Here is a 24,075-nt window from a genome sequence, read left to right on the forward strand (position 1 = left end):
GCGGTCAGGCGTAGGCAGGGTAGCCGTAGCTGAGCAGCGCCTGCTCCTCCCAGGGGCGGGCGTACCGGCGCACGAAGCGCTCGGGGTAGGGCAGCGAGAAGGGGTGGTCGCCCTCGACCGTCTGCGGCACACCGCGGGTCACCGAGGTCACCAGCCCCACGTGGTGCGGCCGGTTGACCTCGCCCCGGGAGTAGAAGACCAGCGCCCCGGGCTCCGGGTCCGAGCCCACCCGGCCGTCGCGCTGCAGCCCCGCGTAGAGGGTCACCGGGTCGGCCGTCCGCTGCACCCCGTTCTCGCGCAGCAACCAGGTGACGTAGATGGCGCTCCACGGCTCCGACGTCTCACCGAACCAGGCCCGCCACGGACTGCCGAGCAGCCGGCGCCCGGCGGTCCGTCCGGCCTCGGCCAGCACCGCGTCCAGGGAGCCGGGCACCAGCTCGGACGGCGCCGGCGTCTCCGGGGGCGGCGTCGCGACCGGCGGGACCTCGGGCTGCCCCGACCGGGACAGCCCCGCCACGACGGCCGCACCACCGGCGAGGACGGCGCCGCCTGCGAGCAGGAACGAGCGACGGCTGACCGGCCGCCGACCGGGGGCCGGGGCGTCCGGGCCGTCGGGGTCGGTCGGCTGGTCGCCGCGCAGGGACGGGCCGTGCGGGTCGATCACGCCAACGCCCCGTTCCGGTAGGAGCCCGGGTCTGCTTCCTCGACCGTGCGGGCGATCCTGTGGCCGGTGTGCCAGAGGGTCACCCGGTCGAAGCGGCCGGCCACCCGGTAGAGCTGCATGTCGGTCCGGTGGGCCTCGGAGTCCGGCCGGAGGAGCACCCGGGGGACCTGGAGCCGGCCGTCGGCGAGCTGCATCGGACGGACCGCCGTCGACTCACCCTGGTTGACGTGGCACTCCACCCAGCCGGACGCGATGGACGACGACGCCCGGATCCGGAACACCACGTCGGTCCACTGCCCGCGGCGGTAGGGCAACGAGAGGAAGGGGACCGGGTCGCCGGGGTTCAGCTCGTTGCCCCGCACGCTGAACTCGTCGATCGGGTCGTCGGGCGTGCGGCGCTCGGTGTGCAGCACGAACGGGGAGCCCTGCTCGTACGGCGGCCCGTAGAACTGGAAGACCGCGATGTACCCGGACGCCTCGCCGCCGGGGCGGAGGACGCCGTCCCGGGGGTGGACGGAGGGGAAGTCGTCGGGGGGCAGGAACGCGAAGCCGACGCAGAACTCGTCCCCCTCGCGGATGTTGGACCTGCTCGAGGACTGGAACCGCACGGTGGACGACGTCGGCTGGTCGCGGTCGCCCCGCGCGCTGTCGGGCACGGAGACCCGGACGGCCCGCCGCGCCGGCCCGAGCACCGGGTCGGGTTCGACGGAGGCGTACTCGGCCCCGACGACCGCGGTGTTGCTGGCCAGCCACTGCTCGGTCGACCCGCTGTAGTCCGCGGCCCAGGCGAGCTCCTCCCGCCATCCGCCGGCGGACTCCGCACGCACGGCGTCCCGGTCGTTGGCGGTGACGACGGCGATGTGCGGCGCCTCGACGCGGATGCCGTCGACGACCGCCGAGGCGGTGATCCAGAACAGTGCATCGGCCGGTGCAGGGACCTTGCGGTCGACCAGTTTGCGCGTGGTGTCCCAGCGGACGGCGTACGTCCGGTCGCCGACCCGTTCGGCCGGCCGGGTCCCGAACTCCGGATCGCCGATGGCGACCGTGACACTGGCCACCCTGCTGCCGCCGCGCACCTCGACCCGCACCTCGACCGTGCCCCGCACCCGGGCCCCCGGAGCAGGGGCCAGGACGGCGATCGAGGCCATGCTCCTCCTCCAGACGGTGCGTGCGACGGCATCACGGCGGGCCCTGGGCCAGGGAAGTCGCCTCTTGTCCAGGGTACGTGCCGACCCGGCCACGCCTGCCTCTGTCGGCCACGGGTGGGCGGGGACACGGTCGACGGAGCGTGCGGTGCCGCGGCGTTCGACCCCCGATCGGGTGACGCCCGGACGGGATCGGCCACAGGTCTTCCCTGGCTTCTGCGTTCGGTGGAGGCTAGTTTTCCGGTACACCTGTTGCGGTCCTGCGGCTCGGTGCCGACCACCCGTCCCGGTTCTCATGGAGGGCGTAGCCCGTGTCCCGAGTCCGCCCGGACGTCCCCGCGTCCGACCTGTCCGCCGTCCGCGCGCCCCTGGCCAGCCGACGCACCGTCCTGCTGGGTGCCGCGGCCGGGCTCGCCGGCGTGGCCGTCGCGGCTCGGCCCGCGCAGGCGGCCCCGGTCTACACCCCCATCCCGAAGCTGCCGGGCGAGGTCTCCCGCGCCGACACCCGGACCACCCGGGTCGGGAAGAAGAAGTTCGAGGTCATCGACGTCGTCTGGGGCAAGGACCGGGCCCGGCTCTACGTGCCGTGGGCGACCCCGCCGAAGGCGCCGAAGCCCGGCTCGGTGGCCTGGATGTACCACTCGAACGGCAGCACCCACACCGCGCTCGACGGCGCGTACGCGTACGGCTCCCAGCTGCTGGTCGACCGTGGCGCGGTCTGCGTCTGCCCCAACTTCGGCGGGAGCACCTGGACCACGCAGGCAGCGCTCACCCACCAGGTGAACTGGGACAAGTACATGAGCGGCGTGTTCAACATCGGCGTCGCCTTCGCCCGCGCGAACTCCGGCGGTGGCTCGCTGATGACCTACGCCTACGCGAAGAACATGGTCCGCGGGATGCGCGGGATCTACCTGGCCAATGCGACCTACGACATGGAGGACCTCTACGCCCGGGACCCTGGGCGGATCGGTCCGGTCTACGGGAACGACCCGGCGCTCGTCGCGGCGACGAACCCCGCCCGGCTGCCGCAGAGCGCGTGGGCGGGCAAGCGGGTGAAGACCGTGGTCTCCCTCGTGGACCCGGTCGTGCCGCCGGAGCGGCACGGCCTCGCGCTGGCAGGTCTCGCGAAGCCGGTCGCGGCCGACGTGCGGGTCCAGTACCACGACCAGGGGCACACCGTGCCGGGGTGGACGAACTCCGACATGGCCGCCACCTTCTCCTCCTGGCTGTGAGCGGGAGCCCACTGCCCCATGTCCGTTCCACCGAACCCCCGTCCGCTGTCCGATGGGCGGCGACACCCATGACCGCGCGAGGAGCGATGTGCGTCGGGCCGCACGCTGGAGTGTCTGGCGACGGGCTCTGCCGGCCGTGACCGGCCGCCGGCCCCTGCGTCCGGCGGCCGCTGGGACCAACCCCGAACGGCGCCTGGTGGTGCTGCACTCCCTGCGCGAGCCGGACGGCACCACGCAGTACGCCGACCAGATGGTCCAGGGCGCCGCCCCGGACGTCGACATCCGCTTCTTCGACTGGCAGACGGGGCTGTTCGGCCGGTACGACGTGCTGCACGTGCACTGGCCCGAGCTGCTCATCCGCGACAGCCGGCGGCCGTGGCTGCGGTTCGTCAAGCGCCGGCTGCTGGACCTGTTGCTCCTGCGGCTGCGGCTGCGGCGGGTCCCGCTGGTGTGGACGGCGCACAACCTCAGCCCGCACGAGCAGGGCAGTCGAGCCGACCACCGGTCGCTGGACCGGTTCTACCGGCACGTCGACCTGGTGATCCGGCTCAACCCGGCCAGTCCGGTCACCGCCGGCCGCGAGACGGTGACGATCCCGCACGGCCACTACCGGCAGCCCTTCGCCCAGTACCCGCAGCCCGAGGCGGAGCCCGGCCGGGTCCTCTACTTCGGCATCATCCGGCCCTACAAGGGCGTCGACGTCCTCATCGACGCCTTCCGGGGCATCGACCGGGCCGACCTCCGGTTGCGGATCGTGGGGAACCCGCACCCCGGCCAGGCCGAGTTGGTGCAGGAGGCGTGCGCGGGCGACCCGCGCATCGACACCCTGCTCCGGCTCGTGAGCGACCAGGAGCTGGTCGACGAGATCCGCCGATCGCAGCTGGTGGTCCTGCCCTACCGCGGGAGCATGCACAACTCCGGGTCCCTCTTCGCGGCGCTGTCCCTCGGTCGGCCGGTCCTCGTGCCGGAGTCGCCGACCAACGCGGCGTTGTCCGAGGAGGTGGGTCCCGACTGGATCCTGCAGTACGCCGGTGAGCTGACCCCGCAGGTCCTCGAGGCGGCGATCACCTCCACGGCCACCGGCCTGGACGGCGAACCGCGGCTCGACGACCGCGACTGGGAGCGGATCGGGCTCCACCACCGCGACGCCTACCGCCGGGCCCGAGTGCTCAGCGGGCGAGGGTGAACGCCGAGTCACGAGCGGGGGAGGGCCCGGGGCTCGGCACACGAGCCACCCGGGGTGCTGCCGTCACGCTGGGCGGCCAGGGGATCCGGGTGCTCGTCCAGCTCGTGGGCATCGCCGTCCTCGCACGGCTGCTCGACCCCGAGGACTACGGGCTCATCGCGATCGTGGCCCTCATCGTCGGTTTCGGTGAGCTGTTCCGGGACTTCGGGCTCTCCTCGGCCGCCGTCCAGGCCAAGACGCTCTCCGACGGGCAGCGGGACAACCTGTTCTGGCTCAACACCGGCATGGGCGCGGTCCTGGCCGTGCTCGTCTGCGCCGCATCGCCGCTGATCGCGCTGGCCTTCGACGACGACCGGCTCACGCTCGTCGCCGTCGTCATGTCGGCCACCTTCCTGCTGAACGGGGTCTCCACCCAGTACCGGGCGATGCACACCCGGCACCTGCGGTTCGGCAAGCTGGCTCTCTCCGAGATCGGCGGGCAGGTCGCCGGGGTGGTCGTCGGCATCGTGCTCGCCGTCCTCGGGGCCGGCTACTGGGCGCTGGTCGCCCAGCAGCTCACCCAGGGGCTGGTCGCGCAGGTGTTCCTGGTCGCCACCAACCGGTGGCTGCCGGGCTGGGTGGACCGGAGCGCGTCCGTCCGGCCCTTCATCGGGTACGGCATGCCGCTGCTCGGCTCGCACCTGCTCAACTACCTGGGCCGGAACATGGACACCCTCGTGCTGGGTGCGCGCTTCGGTGCGGCGCCCGTCGGGCTCTACAACCGCGCCTTCCAGCTGGTCATGATGCCGCTGCTGCAGGTCCAGGCACCGGCGACCCGGGTGGCCCTGCCGGTCCTCTCCCGGCTGCAGGACGACCGGAAGCGGTTCGCCGAGTTCATCAGCTTCGGTCAGGTCGCGCTGCTCACCCTGATCGGCGGTCTGTTCGCCGTGCTGTTCGCGCAGGCCGAGTCCGTGGTGTTCGTGATGCTCGGGTCCCAGTGGACGGAGGCGGTGCCGATCTTCCGGGTGCTGCTCGTCGCCGGGTTCTTCCAGGCCGCCACCTACGCCATCTCGTGGGTCTTCCTGGCCAAGGGGCTGACGCGCTCTCAGTTCGTCTACGCGTTGGTGACCAGGCCCGTGATGGCCGTCGTCATCGTGGTCGGCTCCGCCTGGGGGCTGCAGGGCGTGGCGGTGGGCTACGCGATCGGGGTGGCCCTGTCCTGGCCGGTGGCGCTGCTGTGGATCGCGCGCGTCTCCGACGCCCCCGCCGGGCGAATGTTCGGCAACGGGCTCCGCACCGGGCTGGTCTTCGGCACGGCGTCGGCGCTCTCCTACCTGGCCACGGTGGCGCTCCCGGACGACGCGCATGCGCTGCGCCTGGTCGTCGGGGTCGTCGCCGTCCTCGGCGCGACCGGCCTCACCGCACTCGTCTGGCCGACGTTCCGGCGCGACCTGCGCGGCATCGCGGGGATGCGCAGGTCCCTCCGGCGCGGCTCCGGTCGTCCGGCCACCCGGCCGGCGGACGACGACGGCGCACCCACCGACCGGGACGCCGACCCGACCACCCTCAGCCTCACCGGTGCGGCTGCCACTGACCCGATCACGACCCCGAAGGCGGGTATGGACGCATGACCAAGGCCATCGAGCGCGCGCACCGGATCCGGCGACGGGCGGTGGTGGCATCGGGGCTGCCCAGCCGCGTCGACCGCCGGATCGTCCGGTCCCGCGCGCGCGCCGAGCCGCGCGACCGGAGCAGGCACCTGCTCCTCGCCGCGCCCGGCGGCGGCAACGTCGGGGACCAGGCGATGCTCGAGGCGGTGCTGGAGAACACCGCCGGCCGGGTGACCCTGGTCGTGCCCGACCGCGCGTCGGTGGAGCTGCCCGAGGAGTTCCGGCAGCGCGTGGAGGTGCTGGAGATCCCGCACCTGGTCTACGGGACCGGCGCCGAGCACCGGGCATCGGTGGCGTCGTTCGGCCGGGCTCTCGCGGGTGCGGCCCAGCTGTCCGTCCTGGGCGCGGACGTGATGGACGGCCGGTACTCGTTGCCGGCGTCGGTGCGCCGGTCGAACCTCGCCCGGGCGGCCGCGCTCGCCGGGGTCGAGACCCGGGTCATCGGGTTCAGCTGGAGCGACCGTGCCCGGGTCGCGGCCCGGCGGTCGCTGGCTGCCGCGGCCCGGGACGGGGTGCGCCTCCTGCTGCGCGACCCCATCTCCGCCGAGCGCGCCCGCAAGGACGGGATCGCACCGGTCGAAGAGGTCGCGGACGTCGTCTTCGCCGCCCGGAGCGTGGACGCGTCGGCGGCCGACGAGCTGCTGCAGCACGTCACCCGGCCGGTCGCGCTGGTCAACGTCAGCGGGCTGCTCGCCGGCCGGCTGGACCAGACCGAGGAGTACGTCCGGATCGTGGAGGGCCTGCGGAGCCGTGGCCTGCACGTGTTGGTCATCCCGCACGTCGACCGGGAGCAGAGCGGTGACATGGAGGCCTGTGCCGCGCTGCTGGCGCGGGTGGGCGAGCTCCCCGACGTGAGCAGCGTGCCCTCGATCCTGTCCCCGGCGCAGGTCCGCGGGCTGACAGCCCGGGCCAGCATCACGGTGACCGGTCGCATGCACCTGGCGGTGATGTCGCTGCTGCACGGCGTCCCGGCGCTCACCCTGGCGTCCCAGGGCAAGGTCGAGGGCCTCATGCAGCTGTTCGGGACGCCGGAGCTGCGCATCGACGCGGTCCCCGGCTTCTCGGCGGTCGTGGTCGACGTGGTCGACCAGGTCCTCGCCGCGGACTCGGCAGCCCGCCAGGCCATCCGGCAGGCGCTCCCGGGCGTCGTGGCGATGGCGCAGCGGAACACGGCCGACCTGCTGGCCTCCGTCCACACCGGGCAGGCCTAGATGGCCGGCAGGATGCGTGGCGCGCTGGCCAGCGCGGTGGCCGGCAGCCCGGTCTGGGCTCCCCGCACCCGGGCGCGGCTGCTCCGGGCGCTGGGTGTCCGGGTGCACGGCAGTGCCCGGGTCTACCCGTGGATCCGCTTCGTGGGCGGCGTCGACCACCTGGAGATCGGTCGGGGTGCGTTCGTCAACGTCAACGCGACGATCGGTGCCAACGCCCGCATCGTCATCGGCGACCGGGTCCACCTCGGCCCCGGGGTCAGCCTGCTGCCCACCTCCCACGAGGTGGGGCCGCGTGAGCAGCGCGCCGGGGCGCCGGTCAGCGCACCCATCACGATCGGGGCCGGTGCCTGGCTCGGCGCCGGGGTCACCGTCCTGGGCGGGGTGACCATCGGTGCGGGCTCGGTCATCGCCGCCGGCGCCCTGGTCAGCGGTGACACCCAGCCGGACGGCGTCTACGGCGGCGTGCCGGCGCGGCTGATCCGCCGGCTGGACCCTTCGGGACCCGGGCCCGCCCCCGCCCCGGCGGAGCCGACCACCTCCACGGTGGAGTGAACCTGCCCCCGATGAGCCGTCCGGTCGTCCCGATCCCCGTACCGTCGGTGTACCGGCTGTTAGGGTCCGCGCGGACTCTCGGGTTCCCGCGGGTCCAGGTGACCGGACACGGTCGGGCGACGGACCAGGCCGTAGGAAGAACGGATCCTCGATGAGCGCCCAGAGCACTGCCCCGACGACGGGGCGGTTCGCGTGGCTCGAGCCCGTCAAGGGCCTGGCCATCTTCATGGTCATCGCCTACCACGTGACCCTGTACCTGAAGACCGCCGACGTCGACGCGGTGCTCGGCCGGGCCAAGGCCGTCTTCGAGCTCTTCCCGATGCCGGCGTTCTTCCTGATCGCCGGGATCTTCGCCGGCCGGCACGGGGCCACCAAGTTCCGCGCGCTGTGGAAGCGGCGGCTGCTGCCGCTGCTGTACCTCTACGTGCTGTGGTCGGTCATCCGGACCGTCTTCTACTTCGTCGTCCCCGGGCTCAACGGCGAGCTCGGTGAGATCCCGGCGACCGACCCGCTGGCCCTGCCGCTCATCCTGTTCTGGCCGAGCAGCAGCTACTGGTTCCTCTACGCCCTCTTCCTGTTCACGCTCGGCCGCTGGCTGATCGCCCGGGCGCCGATCTGGGTGCAGCTGGCCGGTTCCGGCCTGGTGTCCACCCTCTTCACCAGCGGCCTGGTCGACGCGCACAACATCGGCTGGAACCGGGTCGGCGCACTGTTCTTCTTCTTCGTGCTGGGCGCGGTGTTCTCCCGGGAGATCCGAGACCTCGTCGAGCGGGCGCGGCCGGTGCACCTCGGGATCGCCTTCGCCGCGCTGGTCGTGTCCACCGCGCTGATCGTCCTGGGCTTCCGCTGGGTGCCGCTCGTGGTGCTCGTCGGGCAGCTCGCCGCCGTGGCCGTCGGCATCCTGATCACCCGGTACCTGGTCCGGCTGCCGGGCTTCGGCATCTTCACCTCGATGGGCACCGCCAGCCTGAAGCTGTACCTGCTGCACCTCTACGTCATCGTGGTGGCGACCGCGCTGATCGGGCTGCTGGACCCCGCATGGCCTCGGTGGGTCGACGTCGGCGTGCAGATCGCGCTGGTGGTCCTCACCGTCCTGGCGTCGTTCGGTCTCGCCCGGCTCACCAGCCGGGTCCGCTGGCTGTACGCGCCACCGGCCTTCCTCCGCGGTCCCCGTCCCCGCGGGGTGCGGCAGGACCCCACCCCCAACGACCCGGAGGCGGCGGTCAGCCCACAGCGCGACCTGACGCCCCGGCCCACCGAGAAGAGGGAATGACGATGCCCCGGGAACTGCCCGAGCTCCGGCCGGGCGCCGAGCGGCGGCTCGTGCTGGCCGCGTCCACCGGTGGTCACCTCGCCCAACTGGTCCGGCTGGCGCCGGGGCTCGGGGCCTCCGCCGACTCGCTCTGGATCACCTTCCCCACCGCGCAGAGCGAGTCGCTGCTGGCGGGCCGGAACGTCCTGCACGTGCCCTACATCCGTCCGCGGGAGGGGGTGAAGATCGCGCGTGCGTTCCGGTCGATCCTGCCCCGGCTGCGGGCCGAGGAGTTCGACGCCGCGGTGAGCACGGGGTCGGCGCTGGCGCTGGCCGCGCTGCCCGCCGCGCACCTGGCCGGGATCCCGACGCTCTACATCGAGAGCGTCTCGCGGGTGAACGGCCCCTCCGTCAGCGGCCGGGTCCTGGCCGCGATGCGCTTCGCCCAGCTGCGGACACAGCACCCGGGCTGGGCGGGGGGTCGCTGGGGCACCCACCCGAGCGTGTTCTCGGCGTTCCGGATGGCGCCTCGGCCGGTGCAGCGCCAGGGGCAGGCCCGGCTGTTCATCACGCTCGGCACGCTCCGCGGCTACCCGTTCCACTCGATCGTCGACCGCGTCCTGGAGCTGGGCCTGGCCGACGAGCACACGGTCTGGCAGCTGGGGGAGACCGAGCCGGCCGTCGAGCTGCCGGGTCAGGTCCACCACGAGCTGCCCGCCCGGGACTTCGAGCGGCACGCGCGCGAGGCGGACGTGGTGATCACCCACGCCGGCGTGGGCAGCGTCCTCGGGCTGCTGGAGATGGGCATCGCGCCGATCGCCGTCGTCCGCCGCCGCTCCCGTGGCGAGCACGTCGACAACCACCAGCAGCAGCTGGCGGACCTGATGAAGAGCAGCGGGATCGGCTTCGCCGTCGAGGTCGACGAGCTCTGCCCGGAGGTCGTCGCGGCTGCGGCGCGCGTCCGGGTCGAGACCGACGCCGGCACGACCGGCGAGTCCGGCACGTCGCTCTCCCGACCCTGACCGCTGCCGCGCTGCGCGCGGCGGTCAGGGGGCCGGACGGCGCACGGGGCGCTCGTCCGGCCTGCTGACCCAGCCGGTGCGACCGTCGACGGCGCCGGTCGCGGGCGGGGTCAGGTGACGCTGTGCCCGGCCTGCGAGATGGCCGTGATCTCCCGGAAGAAGTCGTTGTCGCGCAGCAGGACCTCGGGCTCGTCGATGCCCTGGAGCCGGCCGGCGCCCATCACCATGACCCGGTCGCAGATCGACAGCGTGGACACCCGGTGCGCGACGAGGAAGAGCAGGACCTCGCCCTTCATCCGCGCCAGGGACTCCTGGACCGCCTGCTCGCTCTTGACGTCCAGCGCACTGGTGGGCTCGTCGAGGATCAGCACGTCGGGGCGCCCGGCCAGGGCGCGCGCCAGGCACAGTCGCTGCCGCTGGCCCCCTGAGATCGCCGCGGCCCGCTGCCCGATGACCGTCTGGTAGCCCTTCGGCCAGCTGAGGATCTCCTCGTGCAGCGAGGCCTTGCGGGCGGCCTCCTCGACCTCCGCGTCGGAGATGTCGTCGCGGTAGAAGCGGATGTTGTCGGCGACGGTGCCCCAGAGCAACTGGGGGCTCTGCGGCACGTAGGAGACGCGCTGCCGCCAGTCGCCGAGTCGGAAGTCGCGGCCGTCCCGTCCGTTGACCGTGACGGTGCCGGTGGTGGGCAGCCGGAGGCGCAGCAGCAGCTGCACGATGGAGGACTTCCCGGCCCCGGACGGGCCGACGATGCCGATGACCTCGCCGCGGCGGGCCTCGAAGGAGAGGTCGTGGAGGACGGGCGCCCCGGAGTCGTAGGCGAAGTCCACGTGGGACATGCCGAGCCGCTCGATGCGGTCCAGCGGGTGCTCGCCGTCCTGCCGGGTGTGGTCGGCGTAGTGGTCGAGCGCGCGGCGCAGCCGGCCCATGTAGGGGATCAGCTCGTTCATCCGGGTGGAGGAGGCCTGGATCCGCTGCCCGAAGGTGAGCGACCGGATGAGGATGAGGACGACCGCGCCGAGCTCGCCGATCGCCGTCGCCCCGGACAGGTGGACGATCGTGAGGGCGAGGAGCAGCAGGAAGAAGGCGACGCTCTGGTAGAGCGCCGGCACCGCGCGGTTGAGGAAGCGGGTCTGCAGGAGCGGACGACGCACCTCCTGGATCATCTCCTCGACCGCCTGGCGGTAGGCCCGGTTGGCCCCGAAGACCTGGGTCTCCTCGGCCAGCTGGACCATCTCCTGCACGCCCTTGGCGTACTCGACGTTCTCCGCGCTCAACGCCCGGGCGTGGCCGCGCTGGCGGCGGGCCAGCGGGGCGAGCATCAGGAAGAGGACCGCCGAGGCCCCGATGAGGATGAGCGCCGTCGGGGCGCTGAGCAGGAAGGCGGAGGCGAGCAGCGTGAAGAACATGAGGACCGCGCTGATGCCCTCGGAGAGGGTGGTGACCGCCGCCGAGGCCTGGATCGCCTGGGTGGTCATCAGGGACTGGAAGTGCCCGTCGCGCTCCGCCGACTGGATCTTCCAGGACGCCGAGGTGAACCGCTCGAACAGGTCACGCCGGAGGGCGGCCATCACCGACGCGCTCATCGAGGCGGGAACGTAGGCGAGCCACACCTGGAGTGCGCCGCGGAAGACGGCCAGCCCCATCCCGACCGCGCAGAGGACGACCAGCGGGGCGGTGACGTCGATCGGGCCCGGGATGGCGTCCACCTGCGTCTGCCCCTGGGACAGCGCCGTGGCGAGGGAGGCGACCAGGGCCAGCAGTGCGGCCTCGACGAGGCCGGCGATCACGGAGCCGCCGGCCATCAGTGCGATGCGCGACTTCGACGAGCCGAGGAAGGGGCCGAACTGTTGCCACGCGGTCCTGTAGCGCCGGACGACCCTGGTGGGTGTCGGCCACTGCTTCGGCAGTGACAACTGCTCTCCCGGACTCGAGTGCACGACCCCGGCCGGGGTCAGGTCACGGAGGACCCTACCGTCGCCCGCTGGCCGTCAGGAGCGTTGTCGCCCACACTGGGGAACGGCGGCGAGGGGGGTCGACGTTGCGGCGTCGGCGCTCGTCTGTTGGAGTGTGCGCCGTGGCCCGTGCGCCGTTCCCCCGTCTCGACCCGCAGCGGCTGGTCCCTGTCCAGCTGCGCCGGGCGAGGAAGTTCTACCTCCGGCACGGTCGGCTACCTCCGCTGGTGGACTTCGAGACCTTCAACGACAAGGTCCAGTGGCGGGTGACCCGTGACCGCCGCGAGCTGCTCCGGCTCACCTGCGACAAGCTGGCGATGAAGGAGCACGCCGCCCGGCTCGCGCCGGGCCTGACCCGTACGCCGGAGACCTACTGGTTCGGCACGGACGTCGCCGAGCTGCGGGACGTCGACCTCCCCGCGAACTGGGTGCTGAAGCCGAACCACGCGAGCCAGCGCGTCGTCATCAGCGGGGGCCCGGCCGACGTGGAGGCGCTCGCCGCGGAGGTCGAGGGGTGGGTGAGCGAGCCGTACTGGCGGCGCAGTGGCGAGTGGGCCTACCGCACGGCGCGCCCCGGTCTGTTGGTCGAGGAGTTCATCGGCACGCCGGGTGAGGTGCCCGCCGATCTCAAGCTGTTCGTCTTCGACGGCCGGCCCCGTGCGATCGCCGTCCACAGCCGGGACGGGAACGTGCACCGGGCGCGGTACTACACCCCCGACTGGGAGCCGCTGCCCTGGAACGGCGGGTACGCCCCCGGGCCGGACACCGCCCGGCCGGAGCGGCTGGAGGACATGCTGAAGGCGGCGTCCCAGCTGGCGGCGGACTTCGACATGATGCGCGTGGACTTCTACGAGCACGACGGGGTGCTGTGGTTCGGCGAGCTGACCCCCTACCCCGCGGCGGGCCTGGCCCGGTACGAGCCGGAGCTGGACCGGCTGCTGGGCAGCTGGTGGCAGCTCCCCGTCTCCGGGACGAGGCGGCTGCTCCGCCTCCGCTGAGCTCCGCACGGCGGCCGCGCGAGCGCTCCTCGGCGCAGGGGGGCCGGGCAAGGAGCGGGGCCGGCCTGTACGCGAGGGGACGGCGAGGCCGCCACCCCCGTGCGCGGCCTCAGGCGTGCCGGCGGTCGAGCAGGCCGTGGTCGATGTAGAAGCGCCGCACGCGCGGGTCGGCCAGGAAGGACCCGTGGAACTGGAACACGTTGAGGTTCGGGACGCCGGCGTTCCCCTCGAGGACCAGTGGGCCGCGGTCGGTGACGCAGACGTCCCAGCCGACGTGCGTCACCTCCGGGAAGGCCGCCATCAGCCGCCCGACCAGGTCGAGCACCTCGCCCCAGTGCGGCACGGTCTCCCCGGCGATCGGCACCCCGGTGTCGGGGTGCCGGTCGAACGTCGGCCGCCCCCGCTCCCGCGGCCGTCCCACCGCCGGGCCGAGGCGCCCGGTCGCGAGGTCGACGGCGCTGCACAGCCCCCCCGAGCTGACGTTGTCGACGGCGCCGCTGGCCGCGGTGCCCCACCGGTGCACCGCGGCGGCGACCACCGGGTCGCCGTCCGGCAGCCGGATGGCCAGCGCGCGGAGCGTGTTGAGGGAGCCCGGGTGGACGGCCCGGAGCTGCGGGTGCTGCTCCAGTCGCTCCTGCACGAGCACGGCGGCTCCCGGCTCGCCGGTGACCAGGCCCTCGACCTGCTCGCCCGCCACGATGCGGACCCCGCGTCCGCCGGCGCCGTCGAGGGGCTTGAGGACGACGTCCGGCGCGGCCCGCATCCGGTCCAGCGCCGCGGCCGACCGGCCGTGCAGCGTGCCGCGGAGCCCGACGCCGTAGACCTCGGGGGCGGCCGCCGCGAGGCCGCGGGCGACCACGACGTCGGCGAAGACGTTCTTGTCCTCCAGCAGCCGTGCGCCGGCCGGGTGGTTCAGCCGGCGCAGCCGGGCCTCGACCGCGGCGTCGCTGATGAACGGGACGGCGGGGTCGTGGATGCCGGGGTAGGCGTACCAGCGGTTGGAGAGGAAGCCGCGCCGCCACATCGACGGGTGCAGGCGGCCGGCGTACTGGCGCCGCTCCAACCGCGCCATGGTGCGCAGCAGCGTGGCGCGGCTGGTCATGCGGTGCGCCGCACCCGGCGCCTGGCAGCCCGGGTCACCCGGCGCTGGGTCCGCACGAGCTTGCGGCCGAGGACGAGCGCCGGGGGAGCGAAGGTCACGCCGTCCCGGTTGGTCAGCTGGCAGGGCCGGCACTGACCGCAGGGCAGGTCGCCCAGCGGGTCGTGGCAGAACCAGCGCTGGGACAGCAGGTCCAGGAAGCCGTGCTCCCGGGCGATCTGGGCCATCTCGCCCTTCGTCGTCCGGAGGACGGGGAAGGACCAGAACCGGAACATCTGCGCCTCGGGCGCGGAGCTGAGCGTCCCGCGGTCGTCGGTGAAGACGAGGCGGTGCAGCGCGGTGGGGCCGTCGTCGTGGGCCTGCATGCAGACCTCCACGCCCGACCAGCCGAGTCGCTCGGCGACCCCGGCCAGGTAGACGTACTGGCTGCCGATCCAGGTGCCGTTGCGCAGGATCGACGCGTTGAGGGCCTGGAGCTCCTCCGACGGCGGGAAGTCCCAGCGCAGGTGCATCTCGACCGGGGCCAGCATCGCCGGGTCGTCGAGCCGCTGGAGCAGCTGCTCGCGCATCCGGGCCATCGTGCTGAGCTCCAGCAGGGTGCTGCGCCGCTCGGGGTTGACCACGTAGATCGGCTGCACCGGCCGGTGCTCGACGAGCAGCGCCTGCATCAGCCGGAAGGAGGAGTCCCAGCCTCCGGTCCACAGCAGTCGGATGGGGGCGTGGTCCTCGGCGGCACTCATCGCCGTCCTCTCGTTCGTTCCAGGGGTCACGGGCCGGGTGCGGTACCGGACGGGTGGCCCCGTCCGGTACCGGGGTTCATCGGGAGGTGAGGGTGCGCCCGGCCCGCCGGACCACCCGACGGGCGCGGTCCCGACCGCGGAGGAGCATGCCGGCGGCGACCTGCCGGGACACCCGGCCGGTGGGCAGCGGCACCCCGAGGCACTCGACCCGCTCCCGGGTGTCCGGGTCGGCGAGCCAGCCGTCGGCGGCCAGCATCTGGGAGCCGCGCAGGCTCCAGTGCACGTTGCCCTCCAGCAGCACCGGCCCGTCCGGGCCGATCACCACGTCCCAGCCGAGGAAGCGCAGCCCGGGGAAGAGGACGGCGGCGCGGCGGCACAGCTCGACGGTCTCCTGCCACAGGGGCAGCTCCCGGCCGGCGAACCGCTCACCGGTGTCGGGGTGCTCGGTCAGGTCACCCGGCACCCCCTTGAGGATGCCGGGGCCCATCACGCCGGTGGCCACGTCGATCGGGATGCTGACCCCGCCGGACCCCCAGTTGTCGATCATGCCGCCGCGTCGGCCGAGCCGGATGCTCGCGGCGTGCACGTGCGCCGTCCCGTCGGCGGCGACGGTGGTCAGGACGCGGCAGGTGTTGGTCGTCGTGGGGGCCAGCGGTGCCAGCTCCGGGTGGTTGCGGACGGCGTGCTGCAGGACGTAGCCGCTGACCCCGCGCTCACCGCCCGGGTCGAGTGCGGCGAAGACACGCTCGAGGGTGGTCTCCTCGCCGGTGCGGGTGGTGGCCGTGCCGGTCGCGTGGTCGATCCGGTCGAGGATGACGATCTGCGCGCCCTGCCCGCCGCCGGCCGGCTTCACCACCAGCCCGGACGGACGCTGGCGGTCCAGCTCGGCGAGGACCTCGGGCACGGTCCGCAGCGGGCGTTCGCCGTCCCAGGTGGTGCCCTGGACGCTGTCGAAGAAGCCGATGGTCGGGGGCACGGGCAACCCGAACCCGTCGGCGAAGCGGTAGAAGACCCACTTGTGCTCGGTGAGGACGTGGTTGCGCGGGTCGTTGACGACGTCCTGGACGAACCTGCGGTTCCAGTCGCTGCCCAGGTACCGGCCGGCGTCGGTGGCCGGGCGCCCGTCGGCGAAGCCGTAGGCGGCGATGTCCGCGGGCCGATAACCCCACAGCCAGACCAACTTGGTGCGCTGCAGCCTGCTCAGGGCCACGTTCCTCCTCCTACCGCTGGGCTCTCGAGGTCGCCGGGGTGGCGGCCGGCCACGGCATTGTGCCCGAAGACGATCAAGAAACGGTCGGTTCCCGGTGCCCCGTGACCGGAGGGCGGCCCAGGGCGGCGGCCTGCCGGGCGTCGACGCGGAGGGAGGCGATGACGCCGGCGGCCGCGAACACGAACGGGAAGGACGGCGACGAGACGAACACCGGGGCCACCGCGGACTCCACGAGCAGCAGGACCAGCCACCCGACCCCGGTGATCCGGATCCAGCGGACCAGGACGTCCTCGCGGGCGGAGACGCGCCGGAGCAGGGCGACGAGCATGCAGGCGAGCCCGGCCGCGAAGCAGAACGCGCCGAACCAGCCGGTCTCGCCGTAGATCGCCGGCCACTGGGAGTCGTTGAGGAACTGACCGGAGTCCGGCCCCGGGCCCAGGCCGTAGCGGCCGGGGAAGCCCAGTGCGTAGTACAGCGGGCTGTAGTCGTCGGCGGCCGTCGAGCTGGCGTACCGGCCGAACCCCGCGCCGAACGGGAAGAACTGTGCCGCGACGGTGACCCCACCTGCGGTGAGCATGGAGCGGGCGGAGTCCTGGTTGAGGTAGATGTCGATGTCGCCACCGATGAGCGCCGCGAGCGGCGGCACGGTGAGGAGCGCCACGAGCGGACCGACGGCGAGGAGCGCCGCGACCCCGACCGGCCTGAGGAAGCGGGTGCCGACCGCCGCCAGCGTGGCCAGCAGCCCGACGATGGACTTGACCTGGAAGGTCAGGAAGGCCAGGCCACCGGAGAGCAGCACGAGGATCGTGTTGGCGAGGGAACGGCGGACCACCAGGCCGTAGACGAGCGCGCCGACGGCGAGCACCCCGCTGAACCGGCTGAAGGCGGCCGGGTGCTGGAACGCACCGTTGATCGCCGGGAACGGGCCGATGTAGCTGATCGGCGGACGCCCGGTGGTGAAGTTCGCCCACGCCGCCGGGAGCGCGAGGTTCAGCAGTGCGGTGAAGGCCATCACCACGATCGCCGTGATGCCGAGGCGGACCAGCAGGGCCAGGTCGTCGCGGGTCCAGTGCAGCTGGGCGAGCGCGAAGGCGAACACCACGCCCTTGACGGCGATGAAGGCAGCGGGGACAGCGAGCCCGGCGGGGACCTCCGCCAGCAGGGAGCTGAGCAGCCCGGCGACGAGGAAGCCCACGAACCAGCCGGTCCCCGGCAGCCAGACCAGTCGTCCCTCGGTGACCAGGCGGCGGGTGCTGAGGGCGACGACGGCGAGGGCGATCACCCCTTCGTCCGCGTAGGTGCCCAGCTGCCCGGCCAGGTTCTGGATGGGTGCCGAGAGGATGACCACGATCAGGGCCAGCAGCGCGAAGAGCTTCGGCTGGAACGCGGCGATCAGCACCCCGGTGAGGGCGAGGAGCAGGGCGAGCGGCACGACCGGCTCGAACCAGGCCAGGGCGGCCAGGACGAAAGCCAGGACGGCGGCAGCAGCCACCCAGGCGGGCCCGGGAGGCGTTCCCGGGCCGGACCGCGCGGGGGCCGCTGCGGTCGTCGGCGGTGCCGACATCAGCGTCCCCGGGTGCCCGCGGAGAGCGCCTGGCGGAACACGATCACCAGGAAGGCCACGAGCAGGCCGACCGCGAGCCCCACCAGCAGGTTGAGCAGGAGCAGCGGCGAGGCGAGCTCGTCGGGGATCTCCGGCGCCTCCACCACGGTGCCGGTCACGTTGACCGGGCTGGCGGCGGCGTCCTCGCCCTCGATCTGGGTGATGAGGCTGGCGGCGATCGCGTTGGCGAGCTCCGCGGCGTTCGTCGGGGTGCTGGCCTCGACCGTGATGTTGATGATGGAGGTGCGGGGGAGCACCTCCGCGGTGACGTTGTCCACGAGATCGGTGGAGGCGACGTCCGCCCCGATGGCGTCGATGGCGGGGTCGAGCACCGCGGGGGTCTGGGCCAGCGCCGCGTAGGTCTCCACGCGGTCGGCGACGAGCGCCGATGCCTGGGACACGCTGTTGGCGGGGGTGGTGCCGTCGACGGCGACGGAGATGACCGGGTCGACGAGCACCTTGGTCTCGGTCTCGTAGCGCTCCGGCATGAAGACGGTGACGAGCCATCCGGCGAGGAGCCCGGCGACGACGGCGGCCACGATGATCAGCCAGCTGCGGCGGATCACGCGCAGCACGTCACGCAGCTGCATGGAGCCCGGGTCCTCGTGGCGGTACCGGGGGAGCGGGGGCGCAGCGGTGTCGATGGTCATGTAGGGGGTCCTCTCGGGTGCTGGGGTGCGGGAGTCCGGCGTGCTGGTCACAGCTGCTCCTCCAGGAAGCCGAGGACCGCACGTCGCACGTCGCTGTCGAGCAGCGTGATCCCGTGGCTGGGTGCATCGACGATCAGCAGCTCTGCTGGGACGCCGGCGTCCTCCAGCGCTGTCGCCAGCGCCTCGGGCTGTTCTTCGGGTACGAGTTCGTCGGTGCCGTTGACCAGCAGCATCGGTGGGTCGGAGGGGTCGACCCCGGTGATGGGGGAGGCCGGTACCGACTGCGGGCAGTCGGTCACCGAGGTGCAGCCGAGGTAGTTCAGCACCAGGTCGGCGGCCTGCTCACTGGGCCGGCCGAGCTCCAGGCCCTCGGGGGACAGCACCGAGACGCCGCTCAGGGACGCCACCGCGCCCAGCCGGGCACCGGTGTCGAGCGGGCCCTCGCCGCGGGTGGCCAGGCTCTGCGCGATGATCGCCCCGGCCGAGCTGCCGATGGCGCCGATCCGGGCCGGGTCGATGCCGAACGCCTCCACCTGGGCGGGCTCGCGTAGCCACTGCACCGCGTTGGCGAGGTCGTCGACCTGGGCGGGGTAGGTGAACTCCGGTGCGAGCCGGTAGTCGACCGAGAAGGCGGCCGCGCCCTGTTCGGCTGTCAATTCGCACAGCGTGCGCAGTCCGCTGCTGTCGCGGGTGCCTTCGGTGAAGCCACCGCCGTGCACGAGCAGCACGGCGGCGACCGGCTCGTCGGCGTCGGTGGGGAGGCAGGCGTCGAGCTTCAGCTCGCTCTGGTCGTCGGACCAGTAGGTGAGGCCTTCCTCCACCCGCACGTTGTCCGGACCGGGGTCGAGCCGAGCCGTCGGCTCGGACGACGAGGAGCAGGCGCTCAGCGTCAGGACCAGGGCGGTCACGCCCAGGGCCGCAGCGGGGAGGCCGGGTCGCGACATGGCGGGGCTCTTCACGTGCATCGGGGTTCTCGAATCCGTCGGGCGGCGACGGACGAGGGCCCTGGTGTTCGAGGACAGCGGGGCCGGGTCTCGTCGAGGCCGTCGGCTCATCAGTGCTGCGCGGCTGCGCTGCATCATCTTGCCGTCGCGGGGTAGGGGGTGGGTCGCAACGTGACGAACCTAGCGTCGAGGGCTCCGTGCTGGCCGTGAGCGCTGTCACGGCGGGAGCGGGGAGGCCGAGCTCGCCGGGCTGCTGGCGGAGCATGAGTGACGTGACTCACATACGACGGGAAGTGATCGCTCACAGTGACTGCCGCGCGTCCTTACTCGTCGAGTTCCCACAGCGTGGCGAGCGGCCAGTTTAATCCGCGTGCGCGCGTGGAGGGGTAGCTCATTCACTGGATCGGGTGCTGCGGTGGGTGCCCGCGTCGTCGCGCGCCTGGTCCTCGGAGTGCTGCTGGGGTGCACGCCGCGCAGTGACCGCGGACAGGATCGAGGATGTGCTGTCAGCCGGTACCGGTCGTCGCATGAACTGCCGATGAACCTGTCGAGGCCGTCGCACCGCCGCGTCGGCAGGCCGGCCCTTCCACGGACGTGCCGTCACACAATGTGATTCCCGTATCACCGGACCCAGCAGTCTCACAAGGCAGTGGCGTGACGTAATCAAACTGCTACGTTCCGCTGCGTGCCTCGCTCTCGTTTCGTCTCCCCGCGAAAGTCCGCCTCGGCCACGTGCCGCGCGATCATGGGCGGTGGGCGCAGCCGCTGGCTCGCCCTCGCGATCGCCTTCGGGTGCCTCGTGCCCGTGACCGAAGCCGCCACCGGTGCGGCCGAGCCGGTGCCCGCCGCCGACGTCGCTGCCCCCGCGCCGGGTCAGGCCGCCCCTGCGCCGATCGCGGCCGAGACGCAGGCGCCGACCGAGGACGCGGTCAAGGAGGCGACCGGTGGCGCCCGGGCCAGTGCGTCGGCGGATGCGCGGGCCGACAGCCTCGCGGCCTCCTCGTCAGCCCCGGCACCCGCCCCTGCCCCTGCTCCCGTGGCGCCCCGTACCGAGCAGGTGGCGGCACCTGCTCCTGCGGCCCCCGCGCCGGTGAAGGTCGAGCAGGTCGCCGCACCGGCCCCCGCGCCGGCGACCACCACGTCCGGTGCAGCGCTCAGCTGGGCACCGCCCGCCGGTTACGCCAACTACCCCGTCACCAACGTGACGGCCACCGACACGCTGACGACGGTGAGCGGCCGCGGCGGTGACGTGCTGATCAAGCTGCCCACGGATCGCGCGGTCGGCCCGATCACGATCGCGGACTGCCGCAACGCCGTCATCATCGGCGGCAGCATCCGGGCGCTGCCCTCCGCCAAGGTCGCCGGCCACGACCAGCGGGCGATCTACGTGCGCAACTGCACCGGCACCGTGCACATCGAGGGCGTGCACATCGACGGCGCCGTGAGCGGCGCGCAGACCGACGGCATCGCCGCCAACGCGCCGAAGGCGATCCTGCAGATCCAGAACGTGCGGGTCGACGGCCTGCGCGGCATGAGCACCGGGAACCACGCCGACGTCTTCCAGCCCTGGGGTGGGCTGCGGGAGTACCGCATCGACCGGCTGACCGGGTCGTCGAACTTCCAGGGTCTGCACATCTTCGAGAACACCGGGCCGATCGGTAGCGGCGTCATCCGGAACACCAACATCTCCGGGCACAACGACGCCCCGGTGGACAAGGGTGGCTACTACATCTGGACCGACTGCAACGACGACTACCCGATCATGCTGGACGGCGTCTACGTGGCCCCGCGGCCCGGGCGCCCCTTCGGGCAGAGCGTCTGGCCCTCGGTGACCCACAAGACCTGTGCGGCGAACGTCGCCAACGGCGTGGCTACCTGGCCGAAGGACAGCATGATCACCGGCAGCGTGCGGGAGGGTCGCCCGTCGTCGGGTGACTTCGTCCCTGCCGGCTCGGTCGGCCGGAGCTACACCTCGCCCGGCTACCGCTGACCCCTGGTCAGACTCCCCAGTCGCGCTCAGCGACCGATCTGATGCCGCCGAGAGGCGGCGCTGAGTGCCTCGTCCCCGGACTTCCGGGGGCGAGGCACTCGGCTTTGGTGGTCCGCACGCCTTTCACGCAGCACCATCCCGGCGAGAAGAGCGGAGCACACCGCGGCCTCGATGATGAGCATGGAATCCAGTGGCTGCCGGAATCGCGTCCTGGTGAAGGTCAGCGCCATGAAGGCGGCGCTGGTCATGAAGACGGTGAGCAGCAGCAGCTCCGGCGGCTTCGGCGGGAACTTGCGCCACAGTGCCAGCCGTACGAGCACCAATGCGACCAGCGGCACGAACGTCAGGTACGACACCAGCCGCTCCAGTGTGCCGCCGCCGGTCGCGGATGCGGGCTCGTTGTACGGCGCGAAGTAGTTCACCACCTTGCCCAGGTACAGCTGCGCTGCCTCACCAGGGTGCTCGCTCACCCACGTGAATGCGGCGTCGGTGTAGAAGGCGCTCTTCTCGCTCTCCGTCATGGCCTCGCGCTCGGCGGCTTCTCGGTAGCTGTCCATGTCGGCCGTGACCCCAGAGGTCGGCGTCGCCTCCGCTGAGTTCCCCAGCAGCAGGTTCACGCCGGTGGCGGTGCTGACCGGGACGAACGCATCGAAGGCGACAGCGTTGCGTGCCGTCCAGAGCGCCACGGGAAGCAATCCGGCCAGCACCGCCGGGACCACGAAGCGAAGGGTCTGGTGACGGAACCGCCACAACGCCCAGAGGACGACGATGAGGGCTGCAAAGGCCAGGGTCGGCGCTGAGTACAGGACGACGACGGACAGCAGTCCGACGGCGGCTCCGCGCCACGGCCGCGCCGCCCGGGGGTCGTTGAGGCTCACTGCGACCGCGCCGAGCAATGCGGCCATCGCCAGCGTCTGCGGGTACAGGGTGGCCGCGGTGTAGACGTTCAGCGGGTAGAGCAGGAGCAGGAAGGCCGCGATCCAACCCGCCGACGGCCCTGCGACATGTGTTGCTATCCGGCGGGCCAACAGCGCAGACACGACGAGAAGTGCCGCCGACACGGCTACGAGCAGCTCGATCGGTGTGCCGAGGAGCCGGAACACGGCGAGCAGCAGGGGCCAGGCCGGCGGCCGGTAGGCGGTGGTCTCCCCGTCCAGTTGGTAGCCATCACCGCGCAGCACCGAATCGGCAATGGTGACGTAGCCCCGTTCGTCGCGGTAGGACAGGTCACCTGTTGCCAGTGCGAAGGCCATGACCACTGCAGAGGCGCACCAGAAAGTCGCCCAGGTGAGCCAGTTTCGGTTCGCCCGAACTGCTCTCAGCAAACGTGTCACTGTTCTCGACCCCCGTGGTCGGTAGTTCGGGGGACCGTAGCTGAGCTATTGGCACTCCGGGGGCTCAACGTGTCCGGTAGTTGACCATTCGAACTGTGGGCAATAAGACCGTCACGCGCCGTTGAGCAAGTGATGTTCTACCTGTGGTTGGGTCATCACGCTGAGCGCTGGAAGTGGCACCGATTGCAATGTTGGACATTCGGGCGCGCAATAGGTCGATCGTCAGCGCGTCAGCCTTGTCTGGGGCGCCCCTCAGCGTGGAACCGCTGCGAGCTGGTGCATCTGCGGCCGGGGGTCTCGTTCGCGGGGTGAACTGTCGGTGACTTTGTCGAGACCGTTGACCCACGGCGTGCGGTGGGCCGGTTCGCTCGGTAGGCGCAGGGTCACTGGTGGTGGCTCCCTTATCACCGGACCGAGCAGTTCCACAAGATGTGCGGTGTGACGTAACCCCACTGCTACCTTCCCCCGCGTGCCTCGCTCCCGTTTCGTCTCCTCACGAAAGTCCGCCTCGGCCACGCGCCGCGCGATCGCGGGCGGCCGCAGCCGTTGGCTCGCGCTCGCGCTCGCCTTCGGCTGCCTCGTGCCGGTGACGACCACCGTCACCGATGCCGCCGAACCGGAGGCGCCCGCGCCTGGTCTGGCGCTCGCGTCCACACAGATCGAGGTGGTCGCCGCGGCGGCCAGCCGCCCCGCGCTCAGCTGGAGGCCGCCCGCCGGCTACGCCAACTACCCCGTCACCAAGGTGACGGCGACGACGTCGCTGACGACGGTGAGCGGTCGCGGCGGTGACGTGCTGATCAAGCTGCCCACGGATCGTGCGGTCGGCCCGATCACGATCGCGGACTGCCGCAACGCCGTCATCATCGGCGGCAGCATCAAGGCACTGCCCTCGGCCAAGGTCGGCGGCCATGACCAGCGCGCCATCTACGTGCGCAACTGCACCGGCACGGTGCACATCGAGGGCGTGCACATCAACGGGGCTGTGACCGGTGCCCAGACCGACGGCATCGCCGCCAACGCCCCGAAGGCCGTGCTGCAGATCCAGAACGTGCGGGTCGACGGCCTGCGGGGCGGCAGCAGGGGAAACCACTCCGACGTCTTCCAGCCCTGGGGCGGGCTGCGGGAGTACCGCATCGACCGGCTGACCGGCTCGTCGAACTTCCAGGGTCTGCACGTGTTCGAGAACACCGGCCCGATCGGCCGCGGCACGATCCGGAACACCAACATCGTCGGGACCAACGACGGCACGGTGGACAAGGGTGGCTACTACATCTGGACCGACTGCAACGACGACTACCCGCTGGCCCTGGACGGCGTCTACGTCAACCCCCGGCCGGGCCGGCCCTTCGGCCAGAGCGTGTGGCCCTCGGTCACCCACAAGCAGTGCGCGGCAAAGGTCGCCAACGGGGTTGCGACCTGGCCGAGGGACAGCTCGATCTCCGGCAGCGTGCGGCAGGGGCGCCCGTCGTCGGGCGACTTCGTCCCGGCCGGCTCGGTCGGCCAGCGCTACACCTCGCCCGGCTACCGCTGAGTCGAAGTAGCAACAGGCGCCAGCAGTCGCGCCGGAGTCGGGTGGTTCACCCGGCTCCGGCGCAACTGCGTTTCACCCGCAGACCCCAGACCGACCCTGGTTGCTGAACTC

At 72.4% G+C, this 24,075-nt stretch carries 20 protein-coding genes; 10 read left to right on the forward strand and 10 right to left on the reverse strand.

Annotation, left to right across the window (positions count from 1 at the left end):
* Nucleotides 1–4: 4 nt before the first annotated feature.
* Together O2W53_RS01020 and O2W53_RS01025 are read right to left on the reverse strand one after the other, a co-directional pair.
* A complete protein-coding gene (locus tag O2W53_RS01020; RefSeq protein ID WP_269161184.1) occupies nucleotides 5–664 on the reverse strand; it encodes a CHAP domain-containing protein in 660 nt (219 codons plus the stop codon).
* Nucleotides 661–1,812, reverse strand: coding sequence for an Ig-like domain-containing protein (locus tag O2W53_RS01025; protein WP_269161185.1), 1,152 nt, complete (start codon nucleotides 1,810–1,812; stop codon nucleotides 661–663). The genes O2W53_RS01020 and O2W53_RS01025 overlap by 4 nt, the downstream gene beginning before the upstream one ends.
* Before the next feature lie 308 nt (nucleotides 1,813–2,120).
* Between O2W53_RS01025 and O2W53_RS01030 the strand changes: the two genes are divergently transcribed.
* The 7 genes from O2W53_RS01030 (at nucleotide 2,121) to O2W53_RS01060 (ending at nucleotide 9,913) form a co-directional block, all read left to right on the forward strand.
* The gene (locus O2W53_RS01030) at nucleotides 2,121–3,041 is read left to right on the forward strand and encodes a hypothetical protein (protein ID WP_269161186.1); all 921 of its coding nucleotides are present in this window, start codon (nucleotides 2,121–2,123) and stop codon (nucleotides 3,039–3,041) included.
* Between the two features lie 136 nt (nucleotides 3,042–3,177).
* Entirely contained in the window at nucleotides 3,178–4,227 is a 1,050-nt protein-coding gene (locus O2W53_RS01035) for a glycosyltransferase (protein ID WP_269161187.1), read from the forward strand.
* Nucleotides 4,224–5,837, forward strand: coding sequence for a lipopolysaccharide biosynthesis protein (locus tag O2W53_RS01040; RefSeq protein WP_269161188.1), 1,614 nt, complete (start codon nucleotides 4,224–4,226; stop codon nucleotides 5,835–5,837). The genes O2W53_RS01035 and O2W53_RS01040 overlap by 4 nt, the downstream gene beginning before the upstream one ends.
* Nucleotides 5,834–7,087 (forward strand): polysaccharide pyruvyl transferase family protein, encoded by a 1,254-nt coding sequence (locus O2W53_RS01045; protein WP_269161189.1) that lies wholly within the window; start codon nucleotides 5,834–5,836, stop codon nucleotides 7,085–7,087. Before O2W53_RS01040 ends, O2W53_RS01045 begins: the two co-directional genes overlap by 4 nt.
* A complete protein-coding gene (locus tag O2W53_RS01050; RefSeq protein ID WP_269161190.1) occupies nucleotides 7,088–7,639 on the forward strand; it encodes an acyltransferase in 552 nt (183 codons plus the stop codon). It begins immediately after the preceding gene.
* A 151-nt stretch (nucleotides 7,640–7,790) separates the two neighbouring features.
* Nucleotides 7,791–8,912 carry an acyltransferase family protein gene (locus tag O2W53_RS01055; protein ID WP_269161191.1) on the forward strand — a complete coding sequence of 374 codons (1,122 nt, stop codon included), beginning with the start codon at nucleotides 7,791–7,793 and terminating at the stop codon, nucleotides 8,910–8,912.
* A complete protein-coding gene (locus O2W53_RS01060; protein ID WP_269161192.1) occupies nucleotides 8,909–9,913 on the forward strand; it encodes a glycosyltransferase in 1,005 nt (334 codons plus the stop codon). Before O2W53_RS01055 ends, O2W53_RS01060 begins: the two co-directional genes overlap by 4 nt.
* A gap of 110 nt (nucleotides 9,914–10,023) precedes the next feature.
* On the opposite strand, the gene O2W53_RS01065 is transcribed toward O2W53_RS01060, so the two are convergent.
* Nucleotides 10,024–11,715 carry an ABC transporter ATP-binding protein gene (locus O2W53_RS01065; protein ID WP_269161193.1) on the reverse strand — a complete coding sequence of 564 codons (1,692 nt, stop codon included), beginning with the start codon at nucleotides 11,713–11,715 and terminating at the stop codon, nucleotides 10,024–10,026.
* Between the two features lie 272 nt (nucleotides 11,716–11,987).
* Between O2W53_RS01065 and O2W53_RS01070 the strand changes: the two genes are divergently transcribed.
* On the forward strand, nucleotides 11,988–12,863 hold the full coding sequence (locus O2W53_RS01070; protein WP_269161194.1) for an ATP-grasp fold amidoligase family protein: 876 nt from the start codon (nucleotides 11,988–11,990) through the stop codon (nucleotides 12,861–12,863).
* Between the two features lie 109 nt (nucleotides 12,864–12,972).
* Here O2W53_RS01070 and O2W53_RS01075 read toward each other — a convergent pair whose 3' ends face one another.
* The 6 genes from O2W53_RS01075 to O2W53_RS01100 all read right to left on the reverse strand — a co-directional run bounded on the left by O2W53_RS01075 (nucleotide 12,973) and on the right by O2W53_RS01100 (nucleotide 19,109).
* Nucleotides 12,973–13,965, reverse strand: a complete 993-nt coding sequence (locus O2W53_RS01075) for a sugar-transfer associated ATP-grasp domain-containing protein (RefSeq protein WP_269161195.1) — start codon at nucleotides 13,963–13,965, stop codon at nucleotides 12,973–12,975.
* Complete coding sequence (locus tag O2W53_RS01080) at nucleotides 13,962–14,702, reverse strand: hypothetical protein (protein WP_269161196.1); 741 nt, start codon at nucleotides 14,700–14,702, stop codon at nucleotides 13,962–13,964. Before O2W53_RS01080 ends, O2W53_RS01075 begins: the two co-directional genes overlap by 4 nt.
* Before the next feature lie 76 nt (nucleotides 14,703–14,778).
* The gene (locus tag O2W53_RS01085; protein WP_269161197.1) at nucleotides 14,779–15,912 is read right to left on the reverse strand and encodes a sugar-transfer associated ATP-grasp domain-containing protein; all 1,134 of its coding nucleotides are present in this window, start codon (nucleotides 15,910–15,912) and stop codon (nucleotides 14,779–14,781) included.
* A gap of 73 nt (nucleotides 15,913–15,985) precedes the next feature.
* Entirely contained in the window at nucleotides 15,986–17,404 is a 1,419-nt protein-coding gene (locus O2W53_RS01090) for a hypothetical protein (protein ID WP_269161198.1), read from the reverse strand.
* A 71-nt stretch (nucleotides 17,405–17,475) separates the two neighbouring features.
* Nucleotides 17,476–18,165, reverse strand: a complete 690-nt coding sequence (locus O2W53_RS01095; RefSeq protein WP_269161199.1) for a YveK family protein — start codon at nucleotides 18,163–18,165, stop codon at nucleotides 17,476–17,478.
* A 47-nt stretch (nucleotides 18,166–18,212) separates the two neighbouring features.
* Nucleotides 18,213–19,109: an alpha/beta hydrolase gene (locus O2W53_RS01100; protein WP_269161200.1), complete on the reverse strand. Its 897-nt coding sequence runs from the start codon at nucleotides 19,107–19,109 to the stop codon at nucleotides 18,213–18,215.
* 685 nt (nucleotides 19,110–19,794) lie between these two features.
* On the opposite strand from O2W53_RS01100, the gene O2W53_RS01105 reads away from it, so the two are divergent.
* A complete protein-coding gene (locus tag O2W53_RS01105) occupies nucleotides 19,795–21,099 on the forward strand; it encodes a hypothetical protein (RefSeq protein WP_269161201.1) in 1,305 nt (434 codons plus the stop codon).
* A 26-nt stretch (nucleotides 21,100–21,125) separates the two neighbouring features.
* Here the strand turns inward: O2W53_RS01105 and O2W53_RS01110 are convergent, their stop codons facing one another.
* Nucleotides 21,126–22,352, reverse strand: coding sequence for an ArnT family glycosyltransferase (locus tag O2W53_RS01110; RefSeq protein ID WP_269161202.1), 1,227 nt, complete (start codon nucleotides 22,350–22,352; stop codon nucleotides 21,126–21,128).
* A 550-nt stretch (nucleotides 22,353–22,902) separates the two neighbouring features.
* Here O2W53_RS01110 and O2W53_RS01115 point away from each other — a divergent pair.
* Entirely contained in the window at nucleotides 22,903–23,964 is a 1,062-nt protein-coding gene (locus O2W53_RS01115; RefSeq protein ID WP_269161203.1) for a hypothetical protein, read from the forward strand.
* The last annotated feature ends 111 nt before the right edge of the window (nucleotides 23,965–24,075 follow it).

The organism is Modestobacter sp. VKM Ac-2978 (assembly GCF_026968025.1).
Classification (GTDB): domain Bacteria; phylum Actinomycetota; class Actinomycetes; order Mycobacteriales; family Geodermatophilaceae; genus Modestobacter.

Bases quoted from the DNA above. Each gene is read 5' to 3' on its own strand.
- O2W53_RS01045 (WP_269161189.1), top strand. From the start codon at position 5,834: ATGACCAAGGCCATCGAGCGCGCGCACCGGATCCGGCGACGGGCGGTG.
- O2W53_RS01095 (WP_269161199.1), bottom strand. From the start codon at position 18,165: ATGACCATCGACACCGCTGCGCCCCCGCTCCCCCGGTACCGCCACGAG.
- O2W53_RS01065 (WP_269161193.1), bottom strand. From the start codon at position 11,715: ATGGCCGGCGGCTCCGTGATCGCCGGCCTCGTCGAGGCCGCACTGCTG.
- O2W53_RS01050 (WP_269161190.1), top strand. From the start codon at position 7,088: ATGGCCGGCAGGATGCGTGGCGCGCTGGCCAGCGCGGTGGCCGGCAGC.
- O2W53_RS01055 (WP_269161191.1), top strand. From the start codon at position 7,791: ATGAGCGCCCAGAGCACTGCCCCGACGACGGGGCGGTTCGCGTGGCTC.
- O2W53_RS01110 (WP_269161202.1), bottom strand. From the start codon at position 22,352: ATGGCCTTCGCACTGGCAACAGGTGACCTGTCCTACCGCGACGAACGG.
- O2W53_RS01080 (WP_269161196.1), bottom strand. From the start codon at position 14,702: ATGAGTGCCGCCGAGGACCACGCCCCCATCCGACTGCTGTGGACCGGA.
- O2W53_RS01075 (WP_269161195.1), bottom strand. From the start codon at position 13,965: ATGACCAGCCGCGCCACGCTGCTGCGCACCATGGCGCGGTTGGAGCGG.
- O2W53_RS01060 (WP_269161192.1), top strand. From the start codon at position 8,909: ATGACGATGCCCCGGGAACTGCCCGAGCTCCGGCCGGGCGCCGAGCGG.
- O2W53_RS01100 (WP_269161200.1), bottom strand. From the start codon at position 19,109: ATGTCGCGACCCGGCCTCCCCGCTGCGGCCCTGGGCGTGACCGCCCTG.
- O2W53_RS01025 (WP_269161185.1), bottom strand. From the start codon at position 1,812: ATGGCCTCGATCGCCGTCCTGGCCCCTGCTCCGGGGGCCCGGGTGCGG.